General features: G+C 48.0%; 29 protein-coding genes and 3 pseudogenes. 21 read left to right on the forward strand and 11 right to left on the reverse strand.

The window, feature by feature from the left end; genetic code table 11:
• Positions 1-311 precede the first annotated feature (311 nt).
• The gene (locus tag ON05_RS15355; RefSeq protein ID WP_010473203.1) at positions 312-1010 is read right to left on the reverse strand and encodes a hypothetical protein; all 699 of its coding nucleotides are present in this window, start codon (positions 1008-1010) and stop codon (positions 312-314) included.
• Positions 1011-1385: 375 nt separating this feature from the next.
• Here ON05_RS15355 and acs point away from each other — a divergent pair, with 375 nt between their 5' ends.
• Entirely contained in the window at positions 1386-3356 is a 1971-nt protein-coding gene (acs, locus tag ON05_RS15360) for an acetate--CoA ligase (RefSeq protein WP_010473202.1), read from the forward strand.
• A gap of 262 nt (positions 3357-3618) precedes the next feature.
• Here acs and ON05_RS15365 read toward each other — a convergent pair whose 3' ends face one another.
• The 3 genes and pseudogenes from ON05_RS15365 to ON05_RS38105 form a co-directional block, all read right to left on the reverse strand.
• Positions 3619-3753, reverse strand: coding sequence for a hypothetical protein (locus ON05_RS15365; RefSeq protein WP_010473201.1), 135 nt, complete (start codon positions 3751-3753; stop codon positions 3619-3621).
• A 93-nt stretch (positions 3754-3846) separates the two neighbouring features.
• Positions 3847-4272, reverse strand: a pseudogene (locus ON05_RS38555) (pentapeptide repeat-containing protein); the annotation flags it as partial.
• A gap of 56 nt (positions 4273-4328) precedes the next feature.
• Positions 4329-7025: pseudogene (locus ON05_RS38105) on the reverse strand (NACHT domain-containing protein); the annotation flags it as partial.
• Positions 7026-7376: 351 nt separating this feature from the next.
• Here ON05_RS38105 and ON05_RS15380 point away from each other — a divergent pair.
• Positions 7377-7679 (forward strand): type II toxin-antitoxin system Phd/YefM family antitoxin, encoded by a 303-nt coding sequence (locus ON05_RS15380; protein WP_029315184.1) that lies wholly within the window; start codon positions 7377-7379, stop codon positions 7677-7679.
• Positions 7666-7971, forward strand: a complete 306-nt coding sequence (locus ON05_RS15385; protein ID WP_010473196.1) for a Txe/YoeB family addiction module toxin — start codon at positions 7666-7668, stop codon at positions 7969-7971. The genes ON05_RS15380 and ON05_RS15385 overlap by 14 nt, the downstream gene beginning before the upstream one ends.
• A gap of 67 nt (positions 7972-8038) precedes the next feature.
• On the opposite strand, the gene ON05_RS15390 is transcribed toward ON05_RS15385, so the two are convergent.
• Positions 8039-8893 (reverse strand): class I SAM-dependent methyltransferase, encoded by an 855-nt coding sequence (locus ON05_RS15390; RefSeq protein WP_010473195.1) that lies wholly within the window; start codon positions 8891-8893, stop codon positions 8039-8041.
• A gap of 339 nt (positions 8894-9232) precedes the next feature.
• Between ON05_RS15390 and ON05_RS15395 the strand changes: the two genes are divergently transcribed.
• The 12 genes from ON05_RS15395 to ON05_RS15450 all read left to right on the forward strand — a co-directional run bounded on the left by ON05_RS15395 (position 9233) and on the right by ON05_RS15450 (position 18514).
• A complete protein-coding gene (locus tag ON05_RS15395) occupies positions 9233-9517 on the forward strand; it encodes a YkvA family protein (RefSeq protein ID WP_010473193.1) in 285 nt (94 codons plus the stop codon).
• Between the two features lie 49 nt (positions 9518-9566).
• Entirely contained in the window at positions 9567-10103 is a 537-nt protein-coding gene (locus ON05_RS15400; protein WP_262561823.1) for a hypothetical protein, read from the forward strand.
• A 140-nt stretch (positions 10104-10243) separates the two neighbouring features.
• On the forward strand, positions 10244-10747 hold the full coding sequence (locus ON05_RS15405) for a hypothetical protein (RefSeq protein ID WP_010473189.1): 504 nt from the start codon (positions 10244-10246) through the stop codon (positions 10745-10747).
• 83 nt (positions 10748-10830) lie between these two features.
• Positions 10831-11196, forward strand: coding sequence for a c-type cytochrome (locus ON05_RS15410; RefSeq protein ID WP_029315183.1), 366 nt, complete (start codon positions 10831-10833; stop codon positions 11194-11196).
• Between the two features lie 24 nt (positions 11197-11220).
• Positions 11221-11799: an N-acetyltransferase gene (locus ON05_RS15415; RefSeq protein WP_010473185.1), complete on the forward strand. Its 579-nt coding sequence runs from the start codon at positions 11221-11223 to the stop codon at positions 11797-11799.
• A 39-nt stretch (positions 11800-11838) separates the two neighbouring features.
• A complete protein-coding gene (locus tag ON05_RS15420; protein ID WP_010473183.1) occupies positions 11839-12561 on the forward strand; it encodes a pyridoxine 5'-phosphate synthase in 723 nt (240 codons plus the stop codon).
• A 298-nt stretch (positions 12562-12859) separates the two neighbouring features.
• A complete protein-coding gene (locus tag ON05_RS15425; RefSeq protein WP_010473181.1) occupies positions 12860-13264 on the forward strand; it encodes a hypothetical protein in 405 nt (134 codons plus the stop codon).
• Between the two features lie 112 nt (positions 13265-13376).
• The gene (locus ON05_RS15430) at positions 13377-13913 is read left to right on the forward strand and encodes a hypothetical protein (protein WP_010473178.1); all 537 of its coding nucleotides are present in this window, start codon (positions 13377-13379) and stop codon (positions 13911-13913) included.
• Positions 13914-14250: 337 nt separating this feature from the next.
• On the forward strand, positions 14251-16035 hold the full coding sequence (gene recN, locus ON05_RS15435; protein WP_010473176.1) for a DNA repair protein RecN: 1785 nt from the start codon (positions 14251-14253) through the stop codon (positions 16033-16035).
• Positions 16036-16241: 206 nt separating this feature from the next.
• Positions 16242-16994, forward strand: coding sequence for a hypothetical protein (locus ON05_RS15440; RefSeq protein ID WP_010473174.1), 753 nt, complete (start codon positions 16242-16244; stop codon positions 16992-16994).
• A gap of 5 nt (positions 16995-16999) precedes the next feature.
• On the forward strand, positions 17000-17998 hold the full coding sequence (locus ON05_RS15445; protein WP_010473172.1) for a pentapeptide repeat-containing protein: 999 nt from the start codon (positions 17000-17002) through the stop codon (positions 17996-17998).
• A 123-nt stretch (positions 17999-18121) separates the two neighbouring features.
• On the forward strand, positions 18122-18514 hold the full coding sequence (locus tag ON05_RS15450) for a calcium-binding protein (protein ID WP_010473170.1): 393 nt from the start codon (positions 18122-18124) through the stop codon (positions 18512-18514).
• Between the two features lie 40 nt (positions 18515-18554).
• On the opposite strand, the gene ON05_RS15455 is transcribed toward ON05_RS15450, so the two are convergent.
• Both ON05_RS15455 and ON05_RS38560 read right to left on the reverse strand, forming a co-directional pair.
• Positions 18555-18746, reverse strand: a complete 192-nt coding sequence (locus ON05_RS15455) for a hypothetical protein (protein WP_236618948.1) — start codon at positions 18744-18746, stop codon at positions 18555-18557.
• A gap of 30 nt (positions 18747-18776) precedes the next feature.
• A pseudogene (locus ON05_RS38560) lies at positions 18777-18923 on the reverse strand (type II CAAX prenyl endopeptidase Rce1 family protein); the annotation flags it as partial.
• A 100-nt stretch (positions 18924-19023) separates the two neighbouring features.
• Here ON05_RS38560 and ON05_RS15460 point away from each other — a divergent pair.
• Positions 19024-20113, forward strand: a protein-coding gene (locus ON05_RS15460; protein ID WP_262561039.1) for an ISAs1 family transposase whose coding sequence is annotated in 2 segments (ribosomal slippage) — positions 19024-19563 and positions 19565-20113 — 1089 coding nt in all. Because the reading frame shifts where the segments join, the coding sequence is not laid out codon by codon here.
• On the opposite strand, the gene ON05_RS15465 is transcribed toward ON05_RS15460, so the two are convergent.
• Positions 20091-20945, reverse strand: coding sequence for a hypothetical protein (locus tag ON05_RS15465; protein ID WP_262561828.1), 855 nt, complete (start codon positions 20943-20945; stop codon positions 20091-20093). The genes ON05_RS15460 and ON05_RS15465 overlap by 23 nt on opposite strands.
• Before the next feature lie 126 nt (positions 20946-21071).
• Positions 21072-21656: a dephospho-CoA kinase gene (gene coaE / locus ON05_RS15470; protein WP_010469121.1), complete on the reverse strand. Its 585-nt coding sequence runs from the start codon at positions 21654-21656 to the stop codon at positions 21072-21074.
• A gap of 59 nt (positions 21657-21715) precedes the next feature.
• Here coaE and ON05_RS15475 point away from each other — a divergent pair, with 59 nt between their 5' ends.
• From ON05_RS15475 to ON05_RS15495, 5 genes are all read left to right on the forward strand, one after another.
• Positions 21716-21952: a hypothetical protein gene (locus tag ON05_RS15475; protein WP_010469123.1), complete on the forward strand. Its 237-nt coding sequence runs from the start codon at positions 21716-21718 to the stop codon at positions 21950-21952.
• Between the two features lie 272 nt (positions 21953-22224).
• The gene (locus tag ON05_RS15480; RefSeq protein WP_139025600.1) at positions 22225-22551 is read left to right on the forward strand and encodes a hypothetical protein; all 327 of its coding nucleotides are present in this window, start codon (positions 22225-22227) and stop codon (positions 22549-22551) included.
• Between the two features lie 207 nt (positions 22552-22758).
• Positions 22759-23848, forward strand: a protein-coding gene (locus ON05_RS15485) for an ISAs1 family transposase (protein ID WP_262561829.1) whose coding sequence is annotated in 2 segments (ribosomal slippage) — positions 22759-23553 and positions 23555-23848 — 1089 coding nt in all. Because the reading frame shifts where the segments join, the coding sequence is not laid out codon by codon here.
• 157 nt (positions 23849-24005) lie between these two features.
• Positions 24006-24407 (forward strand): hypothetical protein, encoded by a 402-nt coding sequence (locus ON05_RS15490; protein ID WP_010472713.1) that lies wholly within the window; start codon positions 24006-24008, stop codon positions 24405-24407.
• Between the two features lie 106 nt (positions 24408-24513).
• Positions 24514-24966, forward strand: coding sequence for a DUF2262 domain-containing protein (locus tag ON05_RS15495; RefSeq protein ID WP_010472715.1), 453 nt, complete (start codon positions 24514-24516; stop codon positions 24964-24966).
• 51 nt (positions 24967-25017) lie between these two features.
• Here ON05_RS15495 and ON05_RS15500 read toward each other — a convergent pair whose 3' ends face one another.
• Together ON05_RS15500 and ON05_RS15505 are read right to left on the reverse strand one after the other, a co-directional pair.
• The gene (locus ON05_RS15500; RefSeq protein WP_010472719.1) at positions 25018-25344 is read right to left on the reverse strand and encodes a type II toxin-antitoxin system HicB family antitoxin; all 327 of its coding nucleotides are present in this window, start codon (positions 25342-25344) and stop codon (positions 25018-25020) included.
• Positions 25334-25594: a type II toxin-antitoxin system HicA family toxin gene (locus tag ON05_RS15505; protein WP_029315160.1), complete on the reverse strand. Its 261-nt coding sequence runs from the start codon at positions 25592-25594 to the stop codon at positions 25334-25336. The genes ON05_RS15500 and ON05_RS15505 overlap by 11 nt, the downstream gene beginning before the upstream one ends.
• Positions 25595-25621: the final 27 nt, after the last annotated feature.

Genomic DNA, 25621 nt, shown 5'->3' on the forward strand with positions numbered 1-25621 from the left:
CCCTTCTCAGTAGGAAGTAACAATAAGCAATGAGGCCCAACACCTCAACTGAGATAATAAGGACTCATAAACCTTAATTTCTTTCTCTGATCAAAAATCTTAAGGATCTAGCCATTTCATACATTCAAGTTGATAAGAAATAGCACAGGATACTTCAGTCTTGATCGCCCCTAAAGCTTATCGTTAACTGAGTTAGCCGTGTAACCTAGGTAACAAATATCAGCATGGATGTAACGGGACGTAAACCTAGCACAAGACATGTAACGCTAGCGGGTAGCGCCGACAACGCTTATTCCATAAAGCCCTAGGATTTAGAACTCAGCATTGGGCTGGGCTACCGTCTCTTCAGGCAGGGCTTGAGACAAGGCTGCAATGTCATCGTCTTCGGCAGGCAGGCAAACCTTGGTTGCCCAAGTCCCCTCGTACTGGGTGACCCGCAAGGTGCGGCCCGGTTCAATTTTCATGCGGTTGATCTTGTCTTTGGATAAGCTAGTCACCAATTGTTCGCCTGTGGGAGATACCAGGCCCAGCTTATTCTCTTCCACCACAATCACTGTTCCTTCAAAGACCCGACGGACACGGGCTGAGTTTAATTTAACGATCTGATTATTGCCATTGACATCAAACCCGACTAAGCTGCCTCGACGAAAGGTTTGCGTCGCGTTGTTGGCAGCCACTTTATAGGTTCGAGCGGTGCCATCAATTAATCGCACCGACAGCTGATCGCCTTTTAAGGAACGGACTAATCCGTATTGGCTCAAAATCTCGGTTGGTCGAACGGAAGGCGTTGTTAACGCAGTTTGAGACGTGTCGGGAGCTGGGGCGGGTGGATTGACGGGTATCGTCACGGACTCAAACGGCCCCAAAACCTCGGCATCGCGAGTGAAATGATTGGCCATAGATGCTGAGTCTTCTGTCACCAGATCGCTGGCTTGGGCATGGCTGGCAACGGTTGCACTGATCAGTGCCAGACCAATAATGGATGATGAAGCGATAAATTTTACCAGCATTTCTTTTCCGCCGTGACCAATTTAAAGGTTTACTTAAAAATTGCGATAAAACTGAATTTTGGGAGGGAGAAATTGTTAATAATTCCTCAATTTTTCGAATTTGAAGCAATTTTTTATAACCAAAGAATACCCTATTCAACATCGGAGCAGCAAGGGATTAATGGGGGCTTCAGGATACAGAATTGGGGGCGAAATTCATTTTTTACAGGTATATCCCGAAATTTCGGGGTTCCTTAGGTGTTTGACTCTTGTACAAACTGATCACAAAAGCTTAAAGAATTGCGATCGCATTTTATGGGACCTTAATTAGCAACACGGCAGATCGAGTTTGTCTCACCTCTGCTAGATTGCTCTAGACACTGGTTAACAAGGGCTATGTCACAACCCACGATTGAATCCATCCTCCAAGAACAACGCCTGTTTCCACCGCCTGCAGACCTGGCGGCCCAGGCCGAGATCAAAAGTGCCGAGGAATACGAGCAGCTGTATGCCAAAGCAGAAGCCGATCCTCAAGCCTTTTGGGCTGAACTGGCAGAAAAGGAACTGGACTGGTTTGAGAAATGGGATACGGTGCTGGACTGGCAGCCCCCCTTTGCCAAGTGGTTTGTCGGCGGCAAGCTCAACATCACCTATAACTGTCTAGATCGTCACCTGAAAACCTGGCGACGCAACAAAGCCGCTCTGATTTGGGAAGGGGAACCAGGCGACTCGCGCACCCTCACCTATGCCCAACTCCATCGAGAAGTCTGTCAAACCGCCAACGTGCTCAAGCAATTGGGCGTGGGCAAAGGCGACCGGGTGGGCATTTATATGCCGATGGTACCGGAAGCTGCGATCGCAATGTTAGCCTGCGCCCGCATTGGTGCCCCCCATACCGTTGTCTTTGGCGGGTTTAGTGCCGAAGCCCTCAAGGATCGCCTCAACGATGCCGAAGCCAAATTAGTGATTACCGCTGATGGCGGCTTCCGCAAAGATAAAGCCGTTCCTCTCAAAACCGCCGTTGACAAAGCCTTAGCCGATAATGGTGTCCCTAGCGTTAACAACGTTTTAGTGGTGCAGCGCACTAAAGCCGATGTCACCATGGCCTCCAATCGCGACCATTGGTGGCATGAGTTAGTCCCAGCCGCTTCCGCTGACTGTCCGCCTGAACCCATGGACAGCGAAGATATGCTGTTTATTCTCTATACCAGCGGCACCACCGGACGGCCCAAAGGGGTAGTCCATACCACCGGAGGCTACAACCTCTACACCCATATGACCTGCAAGTGGGCCTTTGACCTTAAAGATAATGATGTCTACTGGTGTACCGCAGACGTGGGTTGGATTACAGGCCATAGCTATATTGTCTACGGTCCTTTATCTAATGGGGCCACCTCCCTAATGTATGAAGGCGCACCCCGCGCTTCCAATCCCGGCTGTTTTTGGGACGTTGTGGAAAAATATGGCGTCAATATCTTCTATACGGCTCCCACTGCCATTCGGGCCTTTATTAAACTGGGCGATCAACATCCCCAAGCCCGCGACTTATCTTCGCTGCGGATTTTAGGCACCGTCGGTGAACCCATTAACCCAGAAGCCTGGATCTGGTATCAGCAGGTGATTGGCGGCGGCAAATGCCCGATTATCGATACTTGGTGGCAAACGGAAACGGGAGGCTTTATGATTACGCCCCTGCCGGGTGCCACATCCACTAAGCCTGGATCTGCCACTCGACCCTTCCCAGGGATTTTGGCGGATGTGGTCGATTTAGACGGCAACCCCGTCGCAGACAATGAAGGGGGCTATCTGGTCATCCGTCACCCCTGGCCCAGCATGATGCGTACAGTGTATGGCGATGATGATCGGTTCCGCCGGACTTACTGGGAGCATATCCCTCCCAAAGATGGTAAATATGTGTACTTCGCTGGGGATGGCGTCCGCCGAGATGAAGATGGTTATTTCTGGATTATGGGCCGCGTCGATGACGTGATTAATGTATCCGGGCACCGCCTGGGGACGATGGAGATTGAGTCTGCACTGGTGTCCCATCCCGCCGTGGCGGAAGCTGCCGTGGTTGGTCGTCCTGATGATCTCAAGGGTGAAGATGTGTTTGCCTTTGTCACCTTGGAAAATACCCATCCTCCGAGTGATGAACTGAATGCTGAGCTGAAGCAGCATGTGGTCAATGAGATTGGGGTGATTGCTCGGCCGGGCGAGATTCGCTTTGCCGATGCGTTACCTAAAACCCGCTCTGGCAAGATTATTCGGCGATTCTTGCGCAACCTAGCCAGTGGCGAAGAGATCGCTGGGGATGCGTCCACCATGGAAGACCAAAGTGTTCTAGATAAACTGCGTCAAGGTTCTTAAACACTCACGATAGCTGATGAGGTTGAGTTTATAAGGTCCAATAGACTCAACCTCAAACTTCTCTTGCTTACAGGCCAAAATATTGAACATTTCAAATACCTTGCCCTATTTGCAGGGCCTCTAGATTCTCAGTGCAGATCGGCTGCAATTGTCCCTCACTGAATGGCGAAGCACAGAGTCAACCCATCACCCAAACCTCGTAGGAAAACCTGAGAGTAGGTATTACTGAGCACACATTAAGAACCAAACTTTATCACCGAAATCAACGATATCGTTCCTTCTCTACCCACTGTTCAGCTTCTTTCAAAGTCACAAAACTATTGGGGAAGCGATTATGAAAAATCGTTGCCAGCCCATCCCAATCTCGATTGGCATCAATATCGATACCTGGGGGCATAAATGTACCGCAAATGAGTGGTGGATCCACACCTTCCAGTTGATCACTTGTGAGATTGTGAGCATCACTCAAAACCGTTCGTATTAAAAGAGTTTTGCGGAGATCGGCGTTGATGAGGTCGGCTCCGCGGAGATCGGTGCTTCGGAGATCGGCGCTGCGGAGATCGGTACTGCTAAGGTTAGCTCCGCGGAGATCGGCGCTACGCAGGTAGGCGCTGCGGAGGCAGGATCTACTGAGGTTGGCGCTGCTGAGGTCGGCGCTGCTGAGGTTGGTGTCGATGAGGTTGGCGCTGCTGAGATCGACGTTGATGAGGTAGGCGCTGATAAGGTTGGCGCTACTGAGATCGGCGCTGCGGAGATCGGCGTTGATGAGGTCGGCTTTGCGGAGGTTGGCGCTGATGAGGTTGGCGCTGCTGAGGTCGGTGCTGCGGAGGTTGGTGCTGATGAGGTTGGCGCTGATGAGGTTGGCATTGCTGAGGTTGGCATTGCTGAGGTTGGCATTGCTGAGGTTGGCGCTGATGAGGTTGCATTGATGAGGTTGGCATTGATGAGGTTAGCGCTACGGAGGTCGGTGCTGCTGAGGTTGGCGTTGATGAGGTTGGCGCTGCGAAGATCGGCACTGCGGAGATCGGCGTTGCTGAGGTTGGCGTTGCTGAGGTTGGCGCTGCGAAGATCGGCACTGCGGAGATCGGCATTGCTGAGGTTGGCACTGCTGAGGTCAGCGCTGCTGAGGTTGGCTCTACGGAGATTGGCGTTGATGAGGTTGGCGCTGAAGAAATAAGGCCCTAGTGTAGTGGTAAAAGTCCCTGTTTCCAGGGTATCTGCGTAATGAATAATATCGAGGAGACGTTCGGCTTGCGCACCTTCTGTATCAGGTTCACCACAGGGATAAAAATAGATATCGGGTTGAGTGGTATCGCCTCTACAATAAGGATAGTCCTCTGGTTGCGCAGATGCATGTAGCCTAAACAGAAAAATCATCACGTTTAGCCCCGTAAATACATCTACTTGCTTTAATCCGGTAGGGATCTCTTGGTCTAGCAACTGTATCAGTTTCTTCTGGGGAAGATTCTCATTGGGGGGAGCATCCAAAAATTCGTTTTGGCACCAGCGATCATAGAAATTATTGAGGCGATTAAACAGCCGTACACGGTCAATATCGCTCTCATCCAGTAGCTCCCACAAATAGGCGACAATTTCTTGACTCAGGCCGCCATAACCCAATACGTCATAAATTTGTTCATTCAGTGCTCGTTCATCCAACCGGTACCGTTCACGTTTATCTAACTCCGTCCACGTTTCAAAGGCGATTAGTAATCGCTCTGCAAATAAATACTCACCAAAGCTCTTGTGGGCAAATTCCACTGAACCCCGTTTATCGATTTCTCCAGGTTTTAGATAAAAGGTGGTCAGTAAATTATTTAGCGCTTTGTCCTCGGATTGCCCAGTGGTTTCCTGGGCTTGCTTCAGCAATTCAGCGATGGGATTGCTGCTGTCCTTAAACCGCTGCTTTACCATTTCTAGTCGGGCTGTTTCATTCCCCGATTGCACCACACACAACGCTGCTTCTTGCAGTATCTCCCGTAAATCTTCTATGGTGTCTAACCCTGATAGCCGCAAGTTCTCATCCTGCCGCTGTTTTTCCAATACCCAATTCACCGCTTCTCGATAAATTCGCAGCTTGGCCTGAGTATCCTGATGGCGACCCGTTTGAGTATCGGCAAACATCCCTTGAGTGAGATGTCCCTCTCGATTGAGCCTCGCCAGCAAATACAGTAGCAAAGGCTCACGGGCTAGAGTATCTGTAATATCTTGAGGACAGGCCGCCAAAAACTCCTTGAACTGATTGACCGTATCTTCTCCAAATAGGGCTTGCCATTTGATCAGCCAGCGTTCTCTCAACTGATCTCCCATGGGTTCTAGCCGCACCCGCTCCAAGTCTTTAATTTGAGTGATCAGCCGATCAATGCCCTGCAGTGCTAACGGTCGTCCAGTGACCAATAGCTGATGATGGCTACGCCGCTGAAAATCCGTTACTTGCTGCAAAAACTCCTTTAAACCACCCGTAGCCCGCCCTTCTAACAAGAGTTCATCAAAGCCATCCAAAATAATCAAAAATCGAGTGTTTTTATCGGCTAGCCAGTTCGATTCCCCACGCACGAAATTCTCCTGCTCTAAATCGGGGCAGTCTTCTAGAGTTTCTGTTAGATTGTTTGCCAGTTTCCGTAGGTCTCGTAACCGAATCCGCAAGGGAATAAAAGCATCTCCAAATTCCGAGCACACCCAATTTGCAATCATGCGACAAAATACAGATTTCCCTCGGCCTGCCTCGCCTTCCATAAACATCACCCTGCGGGTCTGGTTGGCTGGCTGGTCTAAAATTTGCCTTGTCCATTCATGGCTACAGATGGGACTAACATCACGTTTTACCTCTCCTTCTTGGGTTAAGGGCTGCACCTCTAGCCGTACATAGATGTCTTGAAAGCTTACTCTGGGGCTACTTTCATCAAAGACCTGCTCCTGGGGAGTGGGTTTTATCCGCGTTTCTAAATACTCGTCAATAGCCGTATAACGTTCTAGCTCTTGCTGTCCACCAGTACGGTAAAACTCAGCCAAGGGTTCCACGCTTTCCCCAGCCGCTGCAATGGCCTCATGGAAATACCGATGACTTCCCCACAAGACTTGATCTGCCAATCGTTGAGCTTGGCTGTTGTCCAGTCCACACTGTTTCAACTGTTCTATCAAAGCTGTTCCAAACTTCTCAGCGAATACAGACTCTCGAAATTGGGTAGTAGCTGTCTTTGCTTCATTGAGGGTCAGTTCAGTTCTATAAAATTTGGAAAGCTGTTTCTCGACAACATCCTTAAGCGATAGCTGCACTAGCTGCGCTTTAATCGTCTCATCCTGTTTTTCCAACACTATTTCTAAACTCTGGAGATAGGCGAGTTGGGCGACAATTGTGACTGAACTCTCGAAAGTTGGCTCCACTTTTGCCAGTTCAATCCCAATTTTCAGCAAGTTAATGCCAACAGATACAAATGGCAACCCAGAAATAGCCAACTTTGTCACTGGCGTATCCAGGGCTTTAATCAGTGGTTCTGCCTTTTGCAAATAGGGGGCAAGCTGTTGAATCTGATCGGCATTGTCCTGCCAAGCTTTTGAAGCATCCGGCAACGCCTTCATGGCTTCAATGCCTTGTTGGGCCACATCTCCCCAAGGAATATCTCGTACATCCGTATTGAGAAAATCCCAAAATCCTCTGAGAGCTTTCATTACTGACCTTTATGATCCTGAGTTCTTCAAGATAATAGCTGTACTTCGCTGAAAAGTCCTAAATCTATTAGGTAGGGCATAGCCAACTTGACGACTGAGTACAAAAACTAAGCGCTCTTTATCAACATCCATCAATATCCCCTAGTTGACTGACCAAACTTCAATCGGTCCTATAGCCAATCGGTTTGTACCTTGAACTCAATCTGCTGTCTTCTTTGCTGCGCTTGTCCATCGCATCTCAACCGGTATCTTTTACCCCTAAAGCACAGATAAGCCTGCTCTCCATACGCCATTCATCACTAGCCCTATCAGATCTGCTAGACTTGACTTGTACGCAAATCTTGTACAACTATGCTGAGTAAATCTCATTCGGCCTCTCACGTGCGCCAAAATTTCTTCAAAGTTCTGGATGAGGTCACCCAAGATCGCAACGTTATCTTGATCGAAAGACGAGATGCCCCAGACGTCGCCATCATCTCCGCCGATGAGCTAACCAACATGATGGAAAGCCTCTACCTGCTGAGATCGCCCCAGAATGCCCAAAGACTGTTTGATGGACTGGCCTGGTCACAAACCCAAGATCAGAATCCACCTGGCGAAGAAGCTGCCGAACAAGCCATCGCCCAGTTGAGAGCAGAGATTGAGCAAGCGTAAATCCAAAATATCGGATCAGCCCCTCACCGTCTTTCGACGATACGCCAATCTATCGCCTCAATTTCGAGAAGATCTCAAAGCTCTCGCTCAAACCGACCCCAAACTCTACGATCGCACCTGGGTGATCATTGATAATACCCTCGAAGATCCGTTTAAGGGCATTGGCAAGCCTGAACCCTTGAAACATATCGGGAGTGATATTTGGTCTCGCCGCTTATCCCATGAGCATCGCATCGTCTATGTGGTCAGGGATGAGCGTATTGACTTTATCCAAGCCAAATATCATTACTGATGAATAGGGTCATATTGATGTGAGCACGATTTGAACATTCAGCCAATGCTAATGGATGGTGATGGACTCAACCGCAATGCGGCTCTGGCTTATCGGCCAAAATATATACCGTCGTTAGATCATTCCAGAGGCCCTGCTCCGTTTGCAGGGCTTCCAGTTCTGCATATAGTTCAGCTTTAATTTTCGCTAGCTCTATTGCGGAAAACCGGGATAGGCCATCACCAACAACCTTTGGAGCAGTAATAGAAGGATTCACCGCAACGCTCTCCCAAATGGCTTTGGCTTGATCTAGCGTTTTATAACTGCCATGTTGTTCGGTATGAATCTCAACCGTTTCAAAACCAGCCTTTTCAAACAACTGCCGACATTGCTCAATCGAACCCAACCGATTGCTAGGCTCTAATTCAAGACCATACTCAGCCAGTACTCTGCGTAACACCACAGCCCCAATATAGGCGGTATCAGCAGGGGTATGGACGGCGATGCGCCCCTTGGGCTTGAGCAACTGATACCACAAACGCAATGTCGAGGCTTTATCCGTCATCCAAGGAAACGTATGGGCACAGAGGATAGCGTCAAAATGATGACTGGGATAGTCAAGGGCTTCAGCATCAGCCCGTTGAACCACGACGTTGCTCAGTCCTAACCGCTGAATTTTGCGCTGTGCTTGCTTCAACATACCTGAAGAAATGTCTACGCCAGTCACATGACCTTGCTCGCCTACAAGTCGGGCAGATGCGATCGCAAGATAGCCTGTTCCCGTACCAATATCTAAAACCGTCTGACCAGCACCAATCCGCGCATATTCCAGCAGGCGGTCACAAATTTGAGGGTGCCACTGCCCCTGGTCATAGCTTCGACTCCTACAATTATAAAAGTCTGCAACCCCTTGTTTAAATTCATCTAATGCAAGTGGTTTCACGTTCAGTCATGATCTACAACTGCTTTCTAGCCTAACGGGAAGTCGAATCCTCAGCACCGCTTTTGATGCGAAAAGCTCTGCGCTGCAACATCTCACTTTGAAACATGAGAAGCCAATCAAATCACAAAGAGGCATACCCGCATCTTTCTAGTTGCTAGTCCATCGTCAGAGAATCATTTCGAGGTATCGTCCAATCATCATCACGTGCAATACATCCTACTTGCGGTAAACCGTATACGGTCTATTCGGTGTAGTTTTACCCCATCTCTGCGGGTAATCTGCACCAGATTTTTTGAGGCAGGTCTGTGAGAATGAAATCACTGAAGTACAGGACCTTCGATGAAACAACCCTCCTTGTTTAAGCTGTTTCAAGACGCCTTTCGCCAAGGCCTTCGTCATCCAAAATATCGTTGGGCTCTGATCGCTGGCACCTTGTTTTATCTGGTCAGCCCGCTAGATCTTGCCCCTGATGTATTGCCTATCGCAGGCTGGATTGATGACGGTGTACTCGTAACCTTCCTGATTTCTGAAGTCTGTCAGCTGATGTTGGAAAACAAGAAAAACAGCACCTCAGAAGAAACTGTTGCAGCCACGATTGATATTGAAGCCAACCCCGTTGTTTAGTCGCCCCACCCTTCCCAACTTGCAGCACCGGAGATTTTTACAGATGGAAATGAACAACAAAACCCCCATGAATGCTACATTCTCTCAAATTAAAACTGAAAGCGGAACCCGCAGCCAGCGGATTGCCAAGATTCTCAAAGAGGCCTTTACGCAAACGTCAGCAGAATTGAAAGAAGGGTACACCATTGTTCGTCCTCTCGCTGCTGAAATGTCGGCCACGGTCGCTGCAGACTTGAAAGAGAAACGCCATCAAGCCTCTAGTAATTTCCAAGAGGCTTGGGGTAAAGAAACGGACTCAAAATCAACCTGGGAACGTCTGCAAAGCGTCTTCCAAATGATGGCCAAGGCGATTCAAAAGACCCTCACCCCTCCCCTACAAAAACAGGCCACTCGCGTCGACACCAAATTCACTGACCAGTATGGTGACTCCTACACATCCATGAAGCGCGGACTCCAGTCTCTTAAAAACTGGTACGTCAATGCCACGGATGCTGCCGACCCTGCTGATTCATCCACCCAGCCCGTTCCTCATGACACCGTGACGGTGGATGTGGTCGCCTCCCCTGTAGAGGCTCCAGTTCAGTAAAGCTGTGGGCATGGATTCAGCCCCAAGTCGCTCACTACACTTCCCCCTCCAGATCTTGAACGACCTAACTCTGCCGCTAGGATAGAGTTAAGACTCCCCTCAAGTCTGGAGGGATTTTCTTTGGTTTACCGCTGCAAGTTATGACTTCCCAGACGCAAGCCCATTCTTTAGAAGAGTTATTGGATATGGCGATTGCGATGGTTTCCAACCGGCCTGTGGCCATCGCAACCCAATCCCACACTGACCAAGTCGATAAAGCAGGCCAGCCCTACATTGATCATCCCCTGCGCGTGATGGAAGCGGGCAATACTCTACCTGAGAAAATCGTGGGCGTTCTCCATGATGCTGTGGAAGACTCGGACTTAACCCTAGAAGACCTGGCTGAGGCTGGATTCCCTGAGGAGATTTTGGCCGCCATTGATGCGATGACCAAGCGGGAGCATGAATCTTATGACACCTATTTAGAACGCGTGATGGGGAATGCGATCGCATTGCGAGTCAAAATCGCCGATATGACGGACAACATGGATATTAGCCGCATTTCCCATCCCACGGAGAAAGACTGGACTCGACTGGAAAAGTATCAAGCCATCCTGCCGCGCTTACAGCAGCGATTAAAAGAAAGCACTCATCCCAGGGATTAAAACGGCGTAAAGATTGGCAAAGCCAGTTGCTTCCCCTTCCATCGCGCCCAACAATGGAGTGGAACCTTGCAGAGAGCTGTGTCTTGTTAAAGTTACTCCGTACCTCGATAGCGTTTAGTCGAAAAGCTGGCTTATGGGTCGGCCTTATAGTGGTGTGGTTGGGGGTGAATCTTGCCCCGGCCTGGGCTGCCTCGTCTGGGGACGGTGCTGTGCTGTTTGAAACTTACTGTGCAGGCTGTCACCCTAAAGGCGGCAATATCATTCGGCGGCGCAAAACTTTAAAACTGAAATCTTTACAGCGAGACAGCTACGATACTCTAGCTCCCGTTATCAATCTAATTACCCAGGGACAAAACAATATGCCGGGGTTTGCAGACCAGCTCAATGATACGCAAATCGAAACGGTAGCCCAGTTCGTTCTAGAACAAGCGAGCAACAATTGGAAATAACCCCCTAGAATCAGGAGCAGACGCTTGGACACCATCAAAATAGCCACTCCAGCAGATGCCGAAAATTGTCTGGCGACCCTTACCTTGGCATTCTGCAATGATCCAGCGATTCGGTGGATGTTTCTACAGCCCTCGCAATATGCGCAAGGCTTACCCTTATTTGCTCAAGCCTTTGGCGGTGCGGCCTTTCAGCAGGCCACCGCGTTTTATACAGACAGGTTTGAGGCAATTGCCCTGTGGCTACCCCCCAACACTCAGCCCGATGAAGCAGCCCTGATGGCATTAATTCAGCAAGGCGTTGAGGAAAGCAAACAGCCCGCCCTTGCGTCTATTCTGGAGCAGCTCAGCGGGCACCATCCTCAAGAGCCTCATTGGCATTTAGCGATGATCGGCACCGATCCGATATATCAGGGACATGGCTATGGTTCTGCATTGCTGGCTCACACTCTCGCGACCTGCGATCAGCAACGAAATTCAGTGTATCTAGAAGCCACCAATGCCCGTAATGTCGCTCTTTATCAAAACCATGGCTTTGAAGTTTTGGGTACTGTTCAGGCTGAGAACTCACCCACGCTTTATCCCATGCTTCGGCACCCACAATAACCTCTATAATTAATCTTCCCCCTAGCCAGGAGTGTTATTATGCCTACCCTTGGTGTCAATATCGATCATGTGGCGACGATTCGCCAAGCCCGTCGCACCGTCGAACCAGATCCAGTTGCGGCAGCCGTTTTAGCTGAATTAGCGGGAGCGGATGGTATAACTGTACATCTACGAGAAGATCGGCGGCATATTCAGGATCGAGATGTCGAGGTATTACGCAAAACCGTTCGTACCCACTTGAACTTAGAAATGGCGGCGACGGCAGAAATGGTTGAAATCGCACTTCGTATCCAACCGGATTATGTCACCCTAGTGCCGGAAAAGCGGGAGGAGGTGACCACAGAAGGGGGACTGGATGTCATCGGTCAGCAAACCCATATGGCGGATGTCGTCCAGACCTTACAATCGGCTCATATTCCCGTCAGCTTGTTTATCGATGCCGATGCGGCCCAAATTGAAGCAGCAGCTCAGGTGCAGGCCAAGTTTATTGAACTGCACACGGGGACTTACGCCGAAGCCAAAGGTGAGACCCAGCAGGCCCAAGAGTTAGACGTGTTGAAACAGGGTTGCGATCGCGCTCTTGCTTTAGGACTGCGAGTCAATGCAGGGCATGGTTTGACCTATTGGAATACCTATCCCGTGGCCCGTCTACCGGGGATGGAAGAGCTGAATATTGGCCATACAATCATCAGTCGGTCAGTGTTGGTGGGTTTGGACCGAGCCGTGAGGGAAATGAAGGACGTCATTGCAGGTCGAGGCTAGGTTTATAGGGCCTACCCAGCGTTGGGGCATAAATGACATCGTCAAAAATGAAATACTGAGCTTAACAGGCTTGGTAGAATGACTGGCAAATGACACCTGTCCCTTTCCCCAAGCACCAGAAATTGGTTCATTGCCATAGAGCGATTCTCGATCACGGTGTTTGTCCTGAACCAAACCGCTAACCCCACTCATGAGACATTAGCACTGTGCAAAATACATCCATGCAACAGCATTATTATCATCTCAGGCAACCTGGAACTTTTATGGTGATAGCATCTCAGCAGAAACCCCATAGATTATGCCCCATATCCCTTCCCTAACCCAGGTGCAATTAGAAATTCTCCGTCTTGCGAAAGAGAATAATGGTGAAATGCTTCAACTAGCCTTTGAGTCCCCCGTCATGGGTCAAGGGGAACCCCCCAGCCATCACCCTCCATTAATGCAGGAGATGATTGATCTAGGTCTGCTCGAAGTGCAATCCAGTCGGGTCTATTGCGATACGTCTCGCTTTCAAAGAGATTGCTGGTTTGAATACTGCGCCAATTTAGAGCTGCCATCCATCTATGCTTGGGAATTATGGCGAAAAGAATTTATTGAGAACCAGGAAGGTTCAACCACACGGATCACACCTGGAGAAGAATTTGAAGATTTCAGCTATGTATGGGTACAAGAAATGATATTTCGGGCCATTCAACCCAGCTAACACTGGGATGAAAATGTAGTGTTCGATAGTACGCTAAGTAAAGAGTGAGCATCTGCCACTAAATATTGGAATTGCAGGCTAGAGGCTGTCACTCACCCTTAACGATTCTTGAATGACCTGTAGTGAGATTAATGTGATGGGCAAAAAGCTCTTTAGTCCTGGTGAGATTGTTGAAGAAAGCGGCCAATATCCTGTGGTTGGTCCTAGAGGTGGAGACAAAGGCTACGAAGTAGCGGCTGTCAAAGGCGAACCCTTTCCATCTCTGCCTGAGAAGGGATGGGGATTTGATGCACCTCGTTTAACCCAACCCAGCGAGAGCACTTCCAGCACAGCGATTGTTGAATATACCCCCCCCGAACTCCCGAATCATCGTCCTATTGTTGCCGGGAATCTGGCTTTAGTCCCCTCCGAGACCTTGCCAGGTGGTCGTCCTATTTTGGTCGGTACCCGTCAGGTGAGTAGCTTCGAACATCTACCACATCATCGTCCTGTTTTTCAAAGCGAGTTGAACATAGTAGCGATGTATGGCAACCGTCCTGTGATTAGCTTAGACTCATCCCTCACCCCGTCAGCTTCTTTACCCGGCAATCGCCCCATTGCCGAAAACAACTCTTCTCCCAGCGGGAAGTTGATGGGTTACTTAGATTGATGGTGGATCTGATTGAAAGTTCGCAGTCACGCTAGCAGACTCGACTCAATCATAAGGCCACTTCAGTCTGGCTACAGCAGATCCTCGCCAGCCTGCAGGCCTTTACTATCGCAATTCTCTCAGCGTGGTATAAGCCAGCTTCGGTGGGGTGCCTGGTCGTCTTGTCTGAACACATCACCCATGCTAACGAGAGAGGCCGTCTTAACATCTGGCATCGCTCTGAAATTAAGTCACACTCTATAAAAAGGCATTTGAAATCAGTTATTAATTGTCGCCTTCCCTTTCAGATACCCTGCAGATCAGTAAGATAGATAGGATCTGAGTTAGCCGTTCCTGTATGTTGCTGTCCCTGCGCATCGAAAATTTTGCCCTGATCGACACCTTAGATCTGGCCTTTACGGATGGATTGAACGTGCTGACGGGAGAAACCGGAGCCGGAAAGTCGATCTTGCTGGATGCCATCGACTTGATCTTAGGGGGCAAAGCCCTCAACTCCATGCTCCGCACAGGGGAATCTCGCACCTTACTAGAAGCCAGCTTTAGCCTAACCCCCAGCCTCAATACTTGGCTTGCAGACACCGATATCGATCCCTTAGATGACTTGCTGGTGTGCAGTCGCGAAATTTCGACTCAAACGACCTTACGCAGCCGCTTTCGGGTGAACGGCGTTGTCGTTAACAAACAGCAAATTGCTCAACTCCGCGAGCAACTGATCGAAGTTACCGCCCAAGGGCAAGCTGTGCAGCTAGGCCGGGCCGATCGCCAGCGACAGTGCTTAGATGGCTTTGGGGGAGAGCCGCTTCTCAAACAGCGACAGCAAGTAACGAAGGCTTTTACCCGCTGGCAAAAAATCACTACAGAACTCAATACCTTCCGCCAAAACGAGCAGCAGCGCCTTCAGAATATTGATCTGCTCCGGTATCAGCTGCAAGAGCTAGATGCAGCCAATCTGTCTGACCCCAACGAGCAAACGAATCTAGAACAAGAACTGCAACGCCTAAGCCATAGCGTTGAACTCGAACAACAAAGCTATCAGGTCTACCAGCTCCTCTACGAAAAGGACCAAGGAGATGCTTGTGGCGATCTGTTAGGTCAGGCCGAAGCCATCTTGGTGGATATGAGTCAGTATGATTCGCAATTGCAGCCTATCCTAGAACTGGTACAGCAGGCCCTGACCCAGGTGCAAGAAGCTGGCTCACTCATCAATGCCTACGGTAATACGGTTGAAACGGATCCTGAACAGCTGCAATCCGTCGAAACTCGGCTGATGGAGCTAAAGCAGATTTGTCGCAAGTATGGACCGAGTTTAGAAGATGCGATCGCACATCACCAAACCATTCAATCCCAATATGCAGACCTGACAGGCGAAGGCCAATCCTTAGAAGCGCTAGAGCAGACAGCAGCCGAGTATAAAGCTAAGCTCCAGCAAGCCTGTGCCAAGTTAACCGCCCTGCGCCAGAAAGCAGCCCAACAGTTAGAAGCCCGCATCTTGCAAGAACTCAAGCCCCTCGCCTTAGATAAGGTGCAATTTCAGGTGGGATTACAGCCCATCGATCCCACCCAACATGGCGCGGACCAAATCCAGTTTCTCTTTAGCGCCAACCCCGGTGAAGCCCTACAGCCCCTATCTGAATCCGCCTCAGGGGGTGAAATGAGTCGATTCTTATTGGCCCTCAAAGCCTGCTTCTCCCAAGGAGAGGGCGTGGGCACCCTAATTTTTGATGAAATTGACGCTGGGGTCTCAGGGCATGTGGCCCAAGCCATTGCCACCAAGCTATACCACCTCAGCCAGAACCATCAGGTGCTCTGCGTTACTCACCAACCCATGATTGCTGCCATAGCCGATGCCCATTTTCAGGTGCAAAAACAGGTGGTCACTCAGGGTGCAACATCAGCCCGCACCAAAACTGCTGAGCGGACAGTCGTACAGGTCACTTCCTTAGATGACCAACAGCGACGACAAGAATTAGCAGAAATAGCTGGGGGCCAAACTACTCAGCAGGCCCTTACTTTCGTGGATTCACTCTTGCAGCAGGCGGGACAAGTACGCCAAAGCTATGCCAACGGCAAAACCGCAACCCAGTCGAAAAAAGCCAAAAAACGGGCTGTTAACTCTGCTTAGTTCTGTATCAGGGGCCTAGACGCACGTAACGAAAGTGCACCATCTGTAACGGCTATGCGTCCTTATGCTTGCATTCAGGGCACTTTAAAGATACGAACCCGCTGCCAATTTTTACGTGTAACTTTCCCCCGCTAAGCCCAAAGAAAACACTCTTTTGGGTTTACAAATCGACCGATGTTTTCACTATCTTCTGTCGCTGAATCTTCATGGTCTCTGAACGATTGTCACAAGCCATACAGGCTTTGGAGCATCATCCTCAACACCTTCGTATTCGCAAGTTACTGTATTTTGTTGGTCATCAGCATTGGCCTAGCGATCGCATCTCGCAAGACCTGATGCAGCTCGATGTCTTAGTCCCTATCTTGCTAGATCAGGTAACCACCGCTCAAGATTTAGGCCATTTGTTATCTGAGAGAGCCGCCAAGCTCAATAAATCCAAAACCTATCTACCCATTGCTGACACAATTAGCCAAATTTTGGCTCCCCTCTGTCAGTCCACTCCCGTCCTGCCAGACTATGGGGTACCCGACGCACTCAACCCATCTCCCATCGGGGCAGGAGCCATCTACAGCCTCTTTGACCTAAAAGCAGCCTTAATGCAGTCCACCAACCCGCTGAAAGCAAAAATTCTGATCTTTTCGGCCCTCTACCATCCCTTTAGTTTCAAGCGTCAAGATTGGTTGAACTTAAAGCAGCGCTCTTTAGATAAATTACTGCAAACCCTATTCACCACCTATCCCAGCTTTGCGGCCCTTGAACAGAAGTTGATGCAAACCGCCGATCAGCTAGAAGCCCTCGATCAGAGTCAACAAGTGGTTCATGCCTTACTGCGGGCAGTCCTCCCCCAATACCGGGGTCAATCCCTAGCCACGTTGGAGAAACCAGAGCCAAACGTCATCGACGACTTAGAGATAGAAGATGATATGCTCACTTGCCAATTAGTGCCCCAGGTCTCCTAAGGGATATGAAAGCGAAAGCACTACTTCAACAATATGCCAACAATGTCTTTGACTTTAGTGGTCAAACTCTAGCAGGGTTAGATCTAGCTGGGGCCGACTTAATTGGCATTAATCTGTCGGCAGCAGACCTACGCAATACAAATTTGAGTTTGGCCTACTTGAATCGCGTGGATCTGCAAACAAGCAATCTAACTCAGAGCAATTTAAGCGGGGCTACCTTAACTCAAGCAAACTTAAGCCAAGCGAACCTCACGGATGCAGCCTTGCATGGGGCGAATCTACAACGAGCGGTTCTTTTCAAAGCAGATCTGACCTTGGCGGATCTAACGGATGCCAATCTGATGGAAGCCGATCTGCGGGAAGTAACCCTCCGCAGTACCAACCTGACAGGGGCTTGTCTGCGCAGTGCCAACCTGCGAGAAGAGAATCGCAACTGTGCGGACCTGAGAGGAGCCATACTCGATGGGGTCGATCTGCAAGGGGCTAATTTGCGTGGCGCCGATCTAAGCAAAGTCAGCTTGCAAGGGGCGAATCTCCGCAATGCAAATTTACGAGCAGCGAATTTAGCCGGGGCCGATCTACAGGGCGCAAATCTGGAGCAAGCCTTACTGATTGAGGCCAATCTCCAACAAGCTAATCTCAGTCACGCCACCTTAGCCGATGCCAAGCTGGAACGAGTCAATCTGCAAATGGCTCAGCTCGTCAATAGTGATTTAAGCGATTGCACGTTGGTAGAAAGTGAACTGAGTCAAGCCAATTTGCAGGGCGCAACCCTTTATCGCAGTCGGCTGAATCGGGCCAATCTCAGTCGGGCAAACTTGACAGCAGCCAACCTACAAGAAGCATTTCTGATTCAAGCCTTTCTAGCCAGAACCGATCTAACGGATGCCCATCTCCAAGGGGCGAATCTAACCCGTTCAGATTGGAGTAGTGCAATTTTAACCAGAACAGTTTTAACGGGAGCGACACTACCGGACGGAACAGTTTGCATGAGTCAAACTTGACCCTCATCTCATCTCAATTGCTAGCCCATGCTATGCCACTTCCAAGCTTGCGTTCTTAACATCGGCAGGGGAAAACTGTCTTTGGGATGATAGTCTGCTCACACAGTATTCCATTCATCAACCATGTCCCCCGAAAAACAAGACAAAGTACGAGAGCAGCGGATCACCACGGAGATTGTGGTCGATGCCTATACTGCTGAAGAACAGGCCCTAGGCTGGTACTACTACCTGGAGAGAACCTTACAATTTCCGTTTATGGCAACCTACATGATGCAGCGACGTGGCGCGGCGGAAAAAGAAGCGAAGCCTGTGAAGGTTATTGGTATGGCTGATGAAGAAGAGTGTGAGAATGAGATGTTTGTGGAGGTGGAGTGGGACGGTGATGTCTTGCCTATCCTGCTCGAAGAACTGACTTTCAAAAGTGGAGACGGTGAGCAAAGTGAAAAGATGGCTGCCAAAACTCAAGAAGCGATTGACGATTGGCATTATTGGGTAAACCGAGGTTATGAGTTGTGATCAGAGCTGGTCTGAGTCAAGTTTCAATAGGCTTTATCCATTATGACCAAGATATACGTAAATCCGTTTCAGGCTTAGGAAAGTTGGTCTTAAAGAAATACAGCAAGCAGAGTGTCGTCACAACTGCGACGCCCACTCGCAAGCCAAACCAAGGTTGTACTAGATCTCGATACTCGCTCGCTGTAATTTGTACATTCTTGGCGACAAAATCTTTGGCAACGAAATCAACCATCCATATGATTAAAACACAGAAGTTATTGAGGGAATGGCATACAACTGGGACTAGAATATTTTGAAATTTGTAATATATGAATGAATAAATCATCCCCGCGATAAACAATGTCACTAAGTCATAACGCATGTGATAAACGCTAAATAGCAGAGAAGAAGTCCATAAACCAGATATCATTCCCCATTTGCTTGACCATTTACACAAGACAAATCAGGGTTGTTTTACGTTCCTCCTAGAAAAAATAGGATGGTTCTACTGACCAACAGTAGAGAGACCGATGAGCCATCTAATCGATACTTTGAAGCAAGTCCCGGATTTCCGCAGTGCCCATGGCCGTATTCATCCGTTATGGCTGCTGTTGCTATTGATGGTGATGGGCATGCTTGCTGGATATCAAGGGTACCGTCCGTTAGAAACCTTTGTGAGCGATTATCGCCAGCCTTTAAGTGAGCTATTGGGGCTTGAGAGCCTCGAAGTTCCGTCTCACTGTACCTTTCGTCGAGTGATGAAGGGGCTTGACTTCCAAGCGTTGAGCCACCAATTTGAAGCATGGATGCTCTCGAAAGCCCAGACTCACTCTCCCGATAATTATGCAGCCTCCATTGATGGCAAACGGATTCGTCAGGGGCTTACAGATGCCAAGGGGAAGCAGCGTTTTGTGGGCTTGGTGAGTTTATTTGCGGTGGAAGCAGGCATCACCCTCAAGCTCGAAGCCCTCACTCAGGAGGATAATAGCGAAATCAAAGTCGTGCAGGCACTGTTGGAAACCCTTCAACTCGATGGCTTGCTGATTACCATGGATGCCTTACACGCCCAAAAAAACACTTGAGAAGATTGTGGCCTCGGGTAACGACTATCTTGTGGCGGTCAAATCCAATCAGGGAAGACTTTACGACCACCTCCAGACTTACTTTGAGTGTCTTAAACCCATGGCTGAGCACATCCACTCCGCCCAAAGTAGAGGACGAGATGAACATCGGTGTATACAGGTTTATGAGCCTGTCGGCATAGCCTTACAGGAATGGGAGGCAATTCGCTCTGTGCTTTGTGTCCAACGATGGGGCACTCGCAAAGGAAAGGAGTATCACAATACGGCCTATTACATCAGTTCAGCTGCCACCTCACCCCAGCATTGGCAATCTCTGGTCCGAGAACATTGGGGCATTGAAAATCGGTTGCATTGGCCGAAGGATGTTGTTTTTGGCGAAGATGATTATCGACTCGAAGATGAACAAGCACTGCTCAATTGGTCAGTGCTTAGAACTATTGGGATTAATATCCTGCGGCTAAACGACTATCAATCCCTCAAAACCGCGATGACTAAGCTGGCTAATCGGGTCGATATTATTTTTTCGCTGCTAACTTAAAACAGCCCTGCAAGACAAATGCTCGAAAAAATAATTCTTCAACTATAGGTGCAAGAATAACAGCTAAGACAAAGAATAACGGCATTTCCCAAAAACCATTAAATCCACTACTGTCAACATAATTTTCTACATAGTTGGGAAAGATAAATGAAAGATAGTATAGCGTTATTGAATTAAAGCTCCAGGCAAAAGCCAACTTAACACCTAGTACCCATAATAAATATTTCCAAATACGCTTCCAATTTGTTTTTTTGCTGTTCTGAATCAACCTCATAGGATTTAATCCAGATCTAGTAAATCGCCTAAGAAGCATCACAGTCCAACTAGTCAACCAGATAATATTGATGGCTTCTGAAACCACTAAATTATCCATAGTTTCCTTAGGGTTTAAGCCCATAGCCAGACAGAGCCACCAAAAACTTACATACATTAGACCTGAAAGTGCTAACCATTGGATCAATAGCTGTTCTGGTATATCTATTGTCTTAAGTGCTTGAGAGATGCTACTTTTATCTTCAATCTCATAGTTCACAGACGCTTGAGATTTACTGGGCATCAATAGAAGAATCGAGACACCAAAAATGCTGGCTATCACTAACATTCTCCAATGAAGAGAATAGCCTTTATCTCTTATATAGCTACCACAGCCAATAAATAATATTAGATAACCAATCAATACTAATATTGCAAAAGTCCAATTTAGTGCAGAGGATATCGTATTAGCAGCCTGGCTATCATTGGAAGTCATTGCTCCTAATATTGCTAGGGGAGGGATTTGTATAATCAACCCTAGAATAATCAGTAGAATAGATTTTTCTTTTTTTGTTCTCATACTCTATCTATAAACTCTTTGACTACAACGAGATCATTTCATGCTATTACTAATAACTATTTGTTTCATCAAAGATCACATAATCTATTAACTATCACTAGAAATAGTTCAGTTTACATGCAACACTTATTGATTAATCTCTCGATTAATCTGATCATATAAGTCGGTAAGATTTCCATCATTATTTATGACCAAATTGGCTTGGTTAGCTTTTTCAATTAAAGGCATTTGGCTAGCAATTCTAGCTTCCGCTTGAGATCTAGATATAGAGTCTCGCCGCATTAACCGCTGACACTGCTGCTCGTCGTCACAAACCACCACCCAAATTTCTGAGGCTAAATCCGTCATCTTCGCTTCAAACAGCAATGGCACCACCGCCACCACAATCGGATCCGTGAGTTGTCGTTGAGCAGACAAGATTCGCTTTCGCACATAAGGATGAATTTGGCCTTCCAGCCAAGCACGTTCAGACTCATCATTAAAGACAATATTGCCCAGTTGCTTTCGATCTAGAGTGCCATCTGCCAGCAGCATCTCTGGTCCATAACGTTGGGTAATATTGGCTAACGCCACCGAACCTGGCTGCACAGCATCGCGGGCATAGATGTCGGCATCCAAAATGGGTAGCTTGTATTTCGACTCTAGATAAGCAGCCACGCTGGACTTGCCCGTCGCAATGCCTCCCGTCAACCCAATAATTCGTCGAGCCATTTCCTGTGCTTTGTCAACAGACTGCTTGCTAGATTTTAGCCCTTCCCTTCAGGCATTGATTGGGTCCTGGTACAAACCCAGATCTCATTGAAAAATTTATCACTCGGTTTGCTCACTACAACACATTGAGGGTGGAGATAATTGCAGGTGCGATCGCACGTACCGATGCCAGTATTTTTATGGGTGGAATGGATTCAGGTGCAGCCATTGAAACCGTCGATGTGGTGACTACGGCAAATACACCGACTAAAGTGGCAGAAGCTATCCAAATTGCCCATAGAGCCCGCTGCATTTAGAGTTGCCTTATGGGTCAAGGGTAAAAGGTCTATTTCTTCTCCTAGGGACAATGGGTATCGCGACGCTATGGGAAGCTATATTTGCCGATGTCGGCGTTGCTTTATTGATAATTCTCGATGCAGGTCGAGCCTTGAAGTAGCTATAGATATATTTGGCCATAGATAAGAGTTGAATAGAAAGCCATTTAACCATCGAGCACATAGATCATAGTTCTGCAGTTCACCCCCAATCAGTCGCTGCTTACCTACTCACTTCACCATATCGATAGACAATGGACATCAGAAAATACACACCAATGACACCAACGAGGCCTTGCCAATATTGCCTAAGTCTCCAACAGGGCAGCGTATTTGCCGACTTCGATATTGATGATAACGGGTATGTATTTCTTGTTCGAATATCTTTTGATGGTTACGGTTGCTGCGGCATTGAAGACGAGACGCGAAAAATGGATGCAGAATCTTCCCAAAAAATGATCGAATGGGTTGAGTCAAACAATGTCAGCCAAGATGCCATGCGTGCAGTGCTCAAAAAATACTTCAATGAGAACAAAGACGTAATTTGGGAGGATGCTTTAGCAGATTATGCATTGTTGTAAGCTTGTTCATCACTGAATAGAATGATTGTTGAAAAGCTAGCCAATTTCTGTTCGGCTACCCCCAATATCGAGAACACTACTTAAGAAACTGATGAATCCAAACCAAGAGATGGGCTAGATCGATTGCCTCATCTAACCTGGCAGGGTTGTTTTACGTTCCTCCTAGAAAAAATAGGATGGTTCTACTGACCAACAGTAGAGAGACCGATGAGCCATCTAATTGATACTTTGAAGCAAGTCCCGGATTTCCGCAGTGCCCATGGCCGTACTCATCCGTTATGGCTTCTGTTGCTGTTGATGGTGATGGGTATGCTTGCTGGATACCAGGGATATCGCCCCTTAGAAACCTTTACGAGCGATTATCGCCAGCCTTTAAGTGAGCTATTGGGACTTGAGAGCCTTGAAGTTCCGTCTCACTGTACCTTTCGTCGAGTGATGATGGGGCTTGACTTCCAAGCGTTGAGCCACCAATTTGAAGCATGGATGCTCTCGAAAGCCCAGACTCACTCTCCCGATAATTATGCAGCCTCCATTGATGGCAAACGGATTCGTCAGGGGCTGACAGATGCCAAGGGGAAGCAGCGTTTTGTGGGCTTGGTGAGTTTATTTGCGGTGGAAGCAGGCATCACCCTCAAGCTCGAAGCCCTCACTCAGGAGGATAATAGCGAAATCAAAGTCGTGCAGGCACTGTTGGAAACCCTTCAACTCGATGGCTTGCTGATTACCATGGATGCCTTACACGCCCAAAAAACACTTGAGAAGATTGTGGCCTCGGGTAACGACTATCTTGTGGCGGTCAAATCCAATCAGGGAAGACTTTACGACCACCTCCAGACTTACTTTGAGTGTCTTAAACCCATGGCTGAGCACATCCACTCCGCCCAAAGTAGAGGACGAGATGAACATCGGTGTATACAGGTTTATGAGCCTGTCGGCATAGCCTTACAGGAATGGGAGGCAATTCGCTCTGTGCTTTGTGTCCAACGATGGGGCACAAAGCAAAGGAAAGGAGTATCACAATACGGCCTATTACATCAGTTCAGCTGCCACCTCACCCCAGCATTGGCAATCTCTGGTCCGAGAACATTGGGGCATTGAAAATCGGTTGCATTGGCCGAAGGATGTTGTTTTTGGCGAAGATGATTATCGACTCGAAGATGAACAAGCACTGCTCAATTGGTCAGTGCTTAGAACTATTGGGATTAATATCCTGCGGCTAAACGACTATCAATCCCTCAAAACCGCGATGACTAAGCTTGCTAATCGGGTCGATATTATTTTTTCGCTGCTAACTTAAAACAGCCCTGTCTAACCTGGTAGAAGGATACAGACTATACAAAACATACTCTCTCTATGTTGCAACGGATCTCTCCATTTCTAAACTGGAGCATAGAAAGTGACCTTACCCTACTTGATAGAGATGCAGTTCCACTCGCCCTATGAACTGGTGAATCATGACCACTTTGACGCCGAAAACCCACCTAGCCCTACTCCTTATGAGCTTTCTTACATGGGGATTTTTCGTTCTCTTAGGCTTACCTGACTATTACCAAAGCTGGCCTTTCTCCGCCAAAGTTGCCGCCTGTATCGCAGTCACACTTCTCTACATTCCATTGGCCCCCTTCATCTTGAAGCGAATGGACAACAAGCAGTATGTCAAGAACTCCCTCTGGCTAGCCCTCTATTTAACCGTGCCACTGTTTATCTATGACTATTTGTTTATCGTCTTACTTGGCGGCGACAATATGACTTTTGTCTTTCGGTATTGGTATCTCTCTTTCTTTTACTTCTCTTTCTGGGTTCAGTTTCCATTGACAGCTCGGTTCCTCATGAATGAGTCAACAGAAAGCCCTTGAAAGAAATGGGGAAATATCGGTGTCATTCTGTAGAACAAACTGGTGAAGTGTTTCACTTCAGTCCTATGAATTGCATAGACCTACGTACACCTGACAGAACATCTTTATGACTCACGACTTAAGTAAGATCACTCGTCATGGGGAGGATGGCATCATCACCATCGAATATGAAGGACATGCCATTGACATCAGACTCATATCCGATGGTCAACCTTTCGGCATGGCTTTGCAACTGGCTACCGAGATTATCGAACAACTGCCTGAATATGATGTTGTCGCCAAGAACATTATCGTCAACGACCTTTGTGACATCTACAACAACGGTTGGAATGAATACGACGAAGTACAAGCAGATGGCTCTCTGAAGCTAGTGACTCATCCACCATTAACTACAACCGAGTTTGAGCAGAAATTCTTTTTGACGGGAGTCAATATTACTGGCAATACTGTAGTCGAACTGTTTTATGACAATTCGGGGCTATTCTGGGGGCATGCTGTATTGGTGAAGTCTTTGAACGGTAGTGACTTCAACACGGCACGCGCCGAATTACTCGGATAACAGGGACATTTCAGTATTGTGAAGTGCTGCAACCCTAAACACTACAGCGAGTTACTTGTGGTGTAAGTGAGTTGAGATAGCAGTCTCAACCCACGTATTCAAACTCACACCATCCACCTGAGCTCGAATGACAGCTTGACGATGGAGTTCAGGGGAAATTCTTAAATTGAAGCGGCCAGAGCAAGGTTTATCTGGATCTTTGCCCATCAGTTGGCAATCCGCCAAATAATCTTCAATGACATTGTGGAACGAGGCTTCTAGTTCATCCACTGTTTGTCCATCAAAAGCGATCACATCCTGAGTCCCAACCACGCGGCCAAAGAAGATTCGATCTTCAGGATCAAACTGAATAACAGCTTCATATCCTTTATATTTCATCAGTTATTCCCGCTTTGAGTAGAAAATCACGCACCGCCTGAACCTGGTAGCGCTTTAACTCATTCCCTGGATGTGGGGAATGAATATTTAAGGACATTTGGTTGAGTTCAAAGCGAACCCGAGAACCACTTCCACTAGTAACCTTTCCCTCCAATCCTCGAATTAGACTAACTACATCAGCCCACAATATATTTTTACGAATAGGTGTAGAGAATAAGGCGCTTAGAATTTTTTTCTGTTTATTGTTCATATCCATACAAAACCATTGAAATTTCGG

Source organism: Acaryochloris sp. CCMEE 5410, assembly GCF_000238775.2.
Classification (GTDB): domain Bacteria; phylum Cyanobacteriota; class Cyanobacteriia; order Thermosynechococcales; family Thermosynechococcaceae; genus Acaryochloris.

Excerpts from the sequence above, each read along its gene's own strand:
- ON05_RS15355 (WP_010473203.1), bottom strand. The coding sequence starts at position 1,010 with ATGCTGGTAAAATTTATCGCTTCATCATCCATTATTGGTCTGGCACTG.
- acs (WP_010473202.1), top strand. The coding sequence starts at position 1,386 with ATGTCACAACCCACGATTGAATCCATCCTCCAAGAACAACGCCTGTTT.
- ON05_RS15365 (WP_010473201.1), bottom strand. The coding sequence starts at position 3,753 with ATGCCCCCAGGTATCGATATTGATGCCAATCGAGATTGGGATGGGCTG.
- ON05_RS15380 (WP_029315184.1), top strand. The coding sequence starts at position 7,377 with ATGCTGAGTAAATCTCATTCGGCCTCTCACGTGCGCCAAAATTTCTTC.
- ON05_RS15395 (WP_010473193.1), top strand. The coding sequence starts at position 9,233 with ATGAAACAACCCTCCTTGTTTAAGCTGTTTCAAGACGCCTTTCGCCAA.
- ON05_RS15400 (WP_262561823.1), top strand. The coding sequence starts at position 9,567 with ATGAACAACAAAACCCCCATGAATGCTACATTCTCTCAAATTAAAACT.
- ON05_RS15405 (WP_010473189.1), top strand. The coding sequence starts at position 10,244 with ATGACTTCCCAGACGCAAGCCCATTCTTTAGAAGAGTTATTGGATATG.
- ON05_RS15420 (WP_010473183.1), top strand. The coding sequence starts at position 11,839 with ATGCCTACCCTTGGTGTCAATATCGATCATGTGGCGACGATTCGCCAA.
- ON05_RS15425 (WP_010473181.1), top strand. The coding sequence starts at position 12,860 with ATGCCCCATATCCCTTCCCTAACCCAGGTGCAATTAGAAATTCTCCGT.
- ON05_RS15430 (WP_010473178.1), top strand. The coding sequence starts at position 13,377 with ATGACCTGTAGTGAGATTAATGTGATGGGCAAAAAGCTCTTTAGTCCT.
- recN (WP_010473176.1), top strand. The coding sequence starts at position 14,251 with ATGTTGCTGTCCCTGCGCATCGAAAATTTTGCCCTGATCGACACCTTA.
- ON05_RS15440 (WP_010473174.1), top strand. The coding sequence starts at position 16,242 with ATGGTCTCTGAACGATTGTCACAAGCCATACAGGCTTTGGAGCATCAT.
- ON05_RS15445 (WP_010473172.1), top strand. The coding sequence starts at position 17,000 with ATGAAAGCGAAAGCACTACTTCAACAATATGCCAACAATGTCTTTGAC.
- ON05_RS15450 (WP_010473170.1), top strand. The coding sequence starts at position 18,122 with ATGTCCCCCGAAAAACAAGACAAAGTACGAGAGCAGCGGATCACCACG.
- ON05_RS15455 (WP_236618948.1), bottom strand. The coding sequence starts at position 18,746 with ATGGTTGATTTCGTTGCCAAAGATTTTGTCGCCAAGAATGTACAAATT.
- ON05_RS15465 (WP_262561828.1), bottom strand. The coding sequence starts at position 20,945 with ATGAGAACAAAAAAAGAAAAATCTATTCTACTGATTATTCTAGGGTTG.
- coaE (WP_010469121.1), bottom strand. The coding sequence starts at position 21,656 with ATGGCTCGACGAATTATTGGGTTGACGGGAGGCATTGCGACGGGCAAG.
- ON05_RS15480 (WP_139025600.1), top strand. The coding sequence starts at position 22,225 with ATGGACATCAGAAAATACACACCAATGACACCAACGAGGCCTTGCCAA.
- ON05_RS15490 (WP_010472713.1), top strand. The coding sequence starts at position 24,006 with ATGACCACTTTGACGCCGAAAACCCACCTAGCCCTACTCCTTATGAGC.
- ON05_RS15495 (WP_010472715.1), top strand. The coding sequence starts at position 24,514 with ATGACTCACGACTTAAGTAAGATCACTCGTCATGGGGAGGATGGCATC.
- ON05_RS15500 (WP_010472719.1), bottom strand. The coding sequence starts at position 25,344 with ATGAAATATAAAGGATATGAAGCTGTTATTCAGTTTGATCCTGAAGAT.
- ON05_RS15505 (WP_029315160.1), bottom strand. The coding sequence starts at position 25,594 with ATGAACAATAAACAGAAAAAAATTCTAAGCGCCTTATTCTCTACACCT.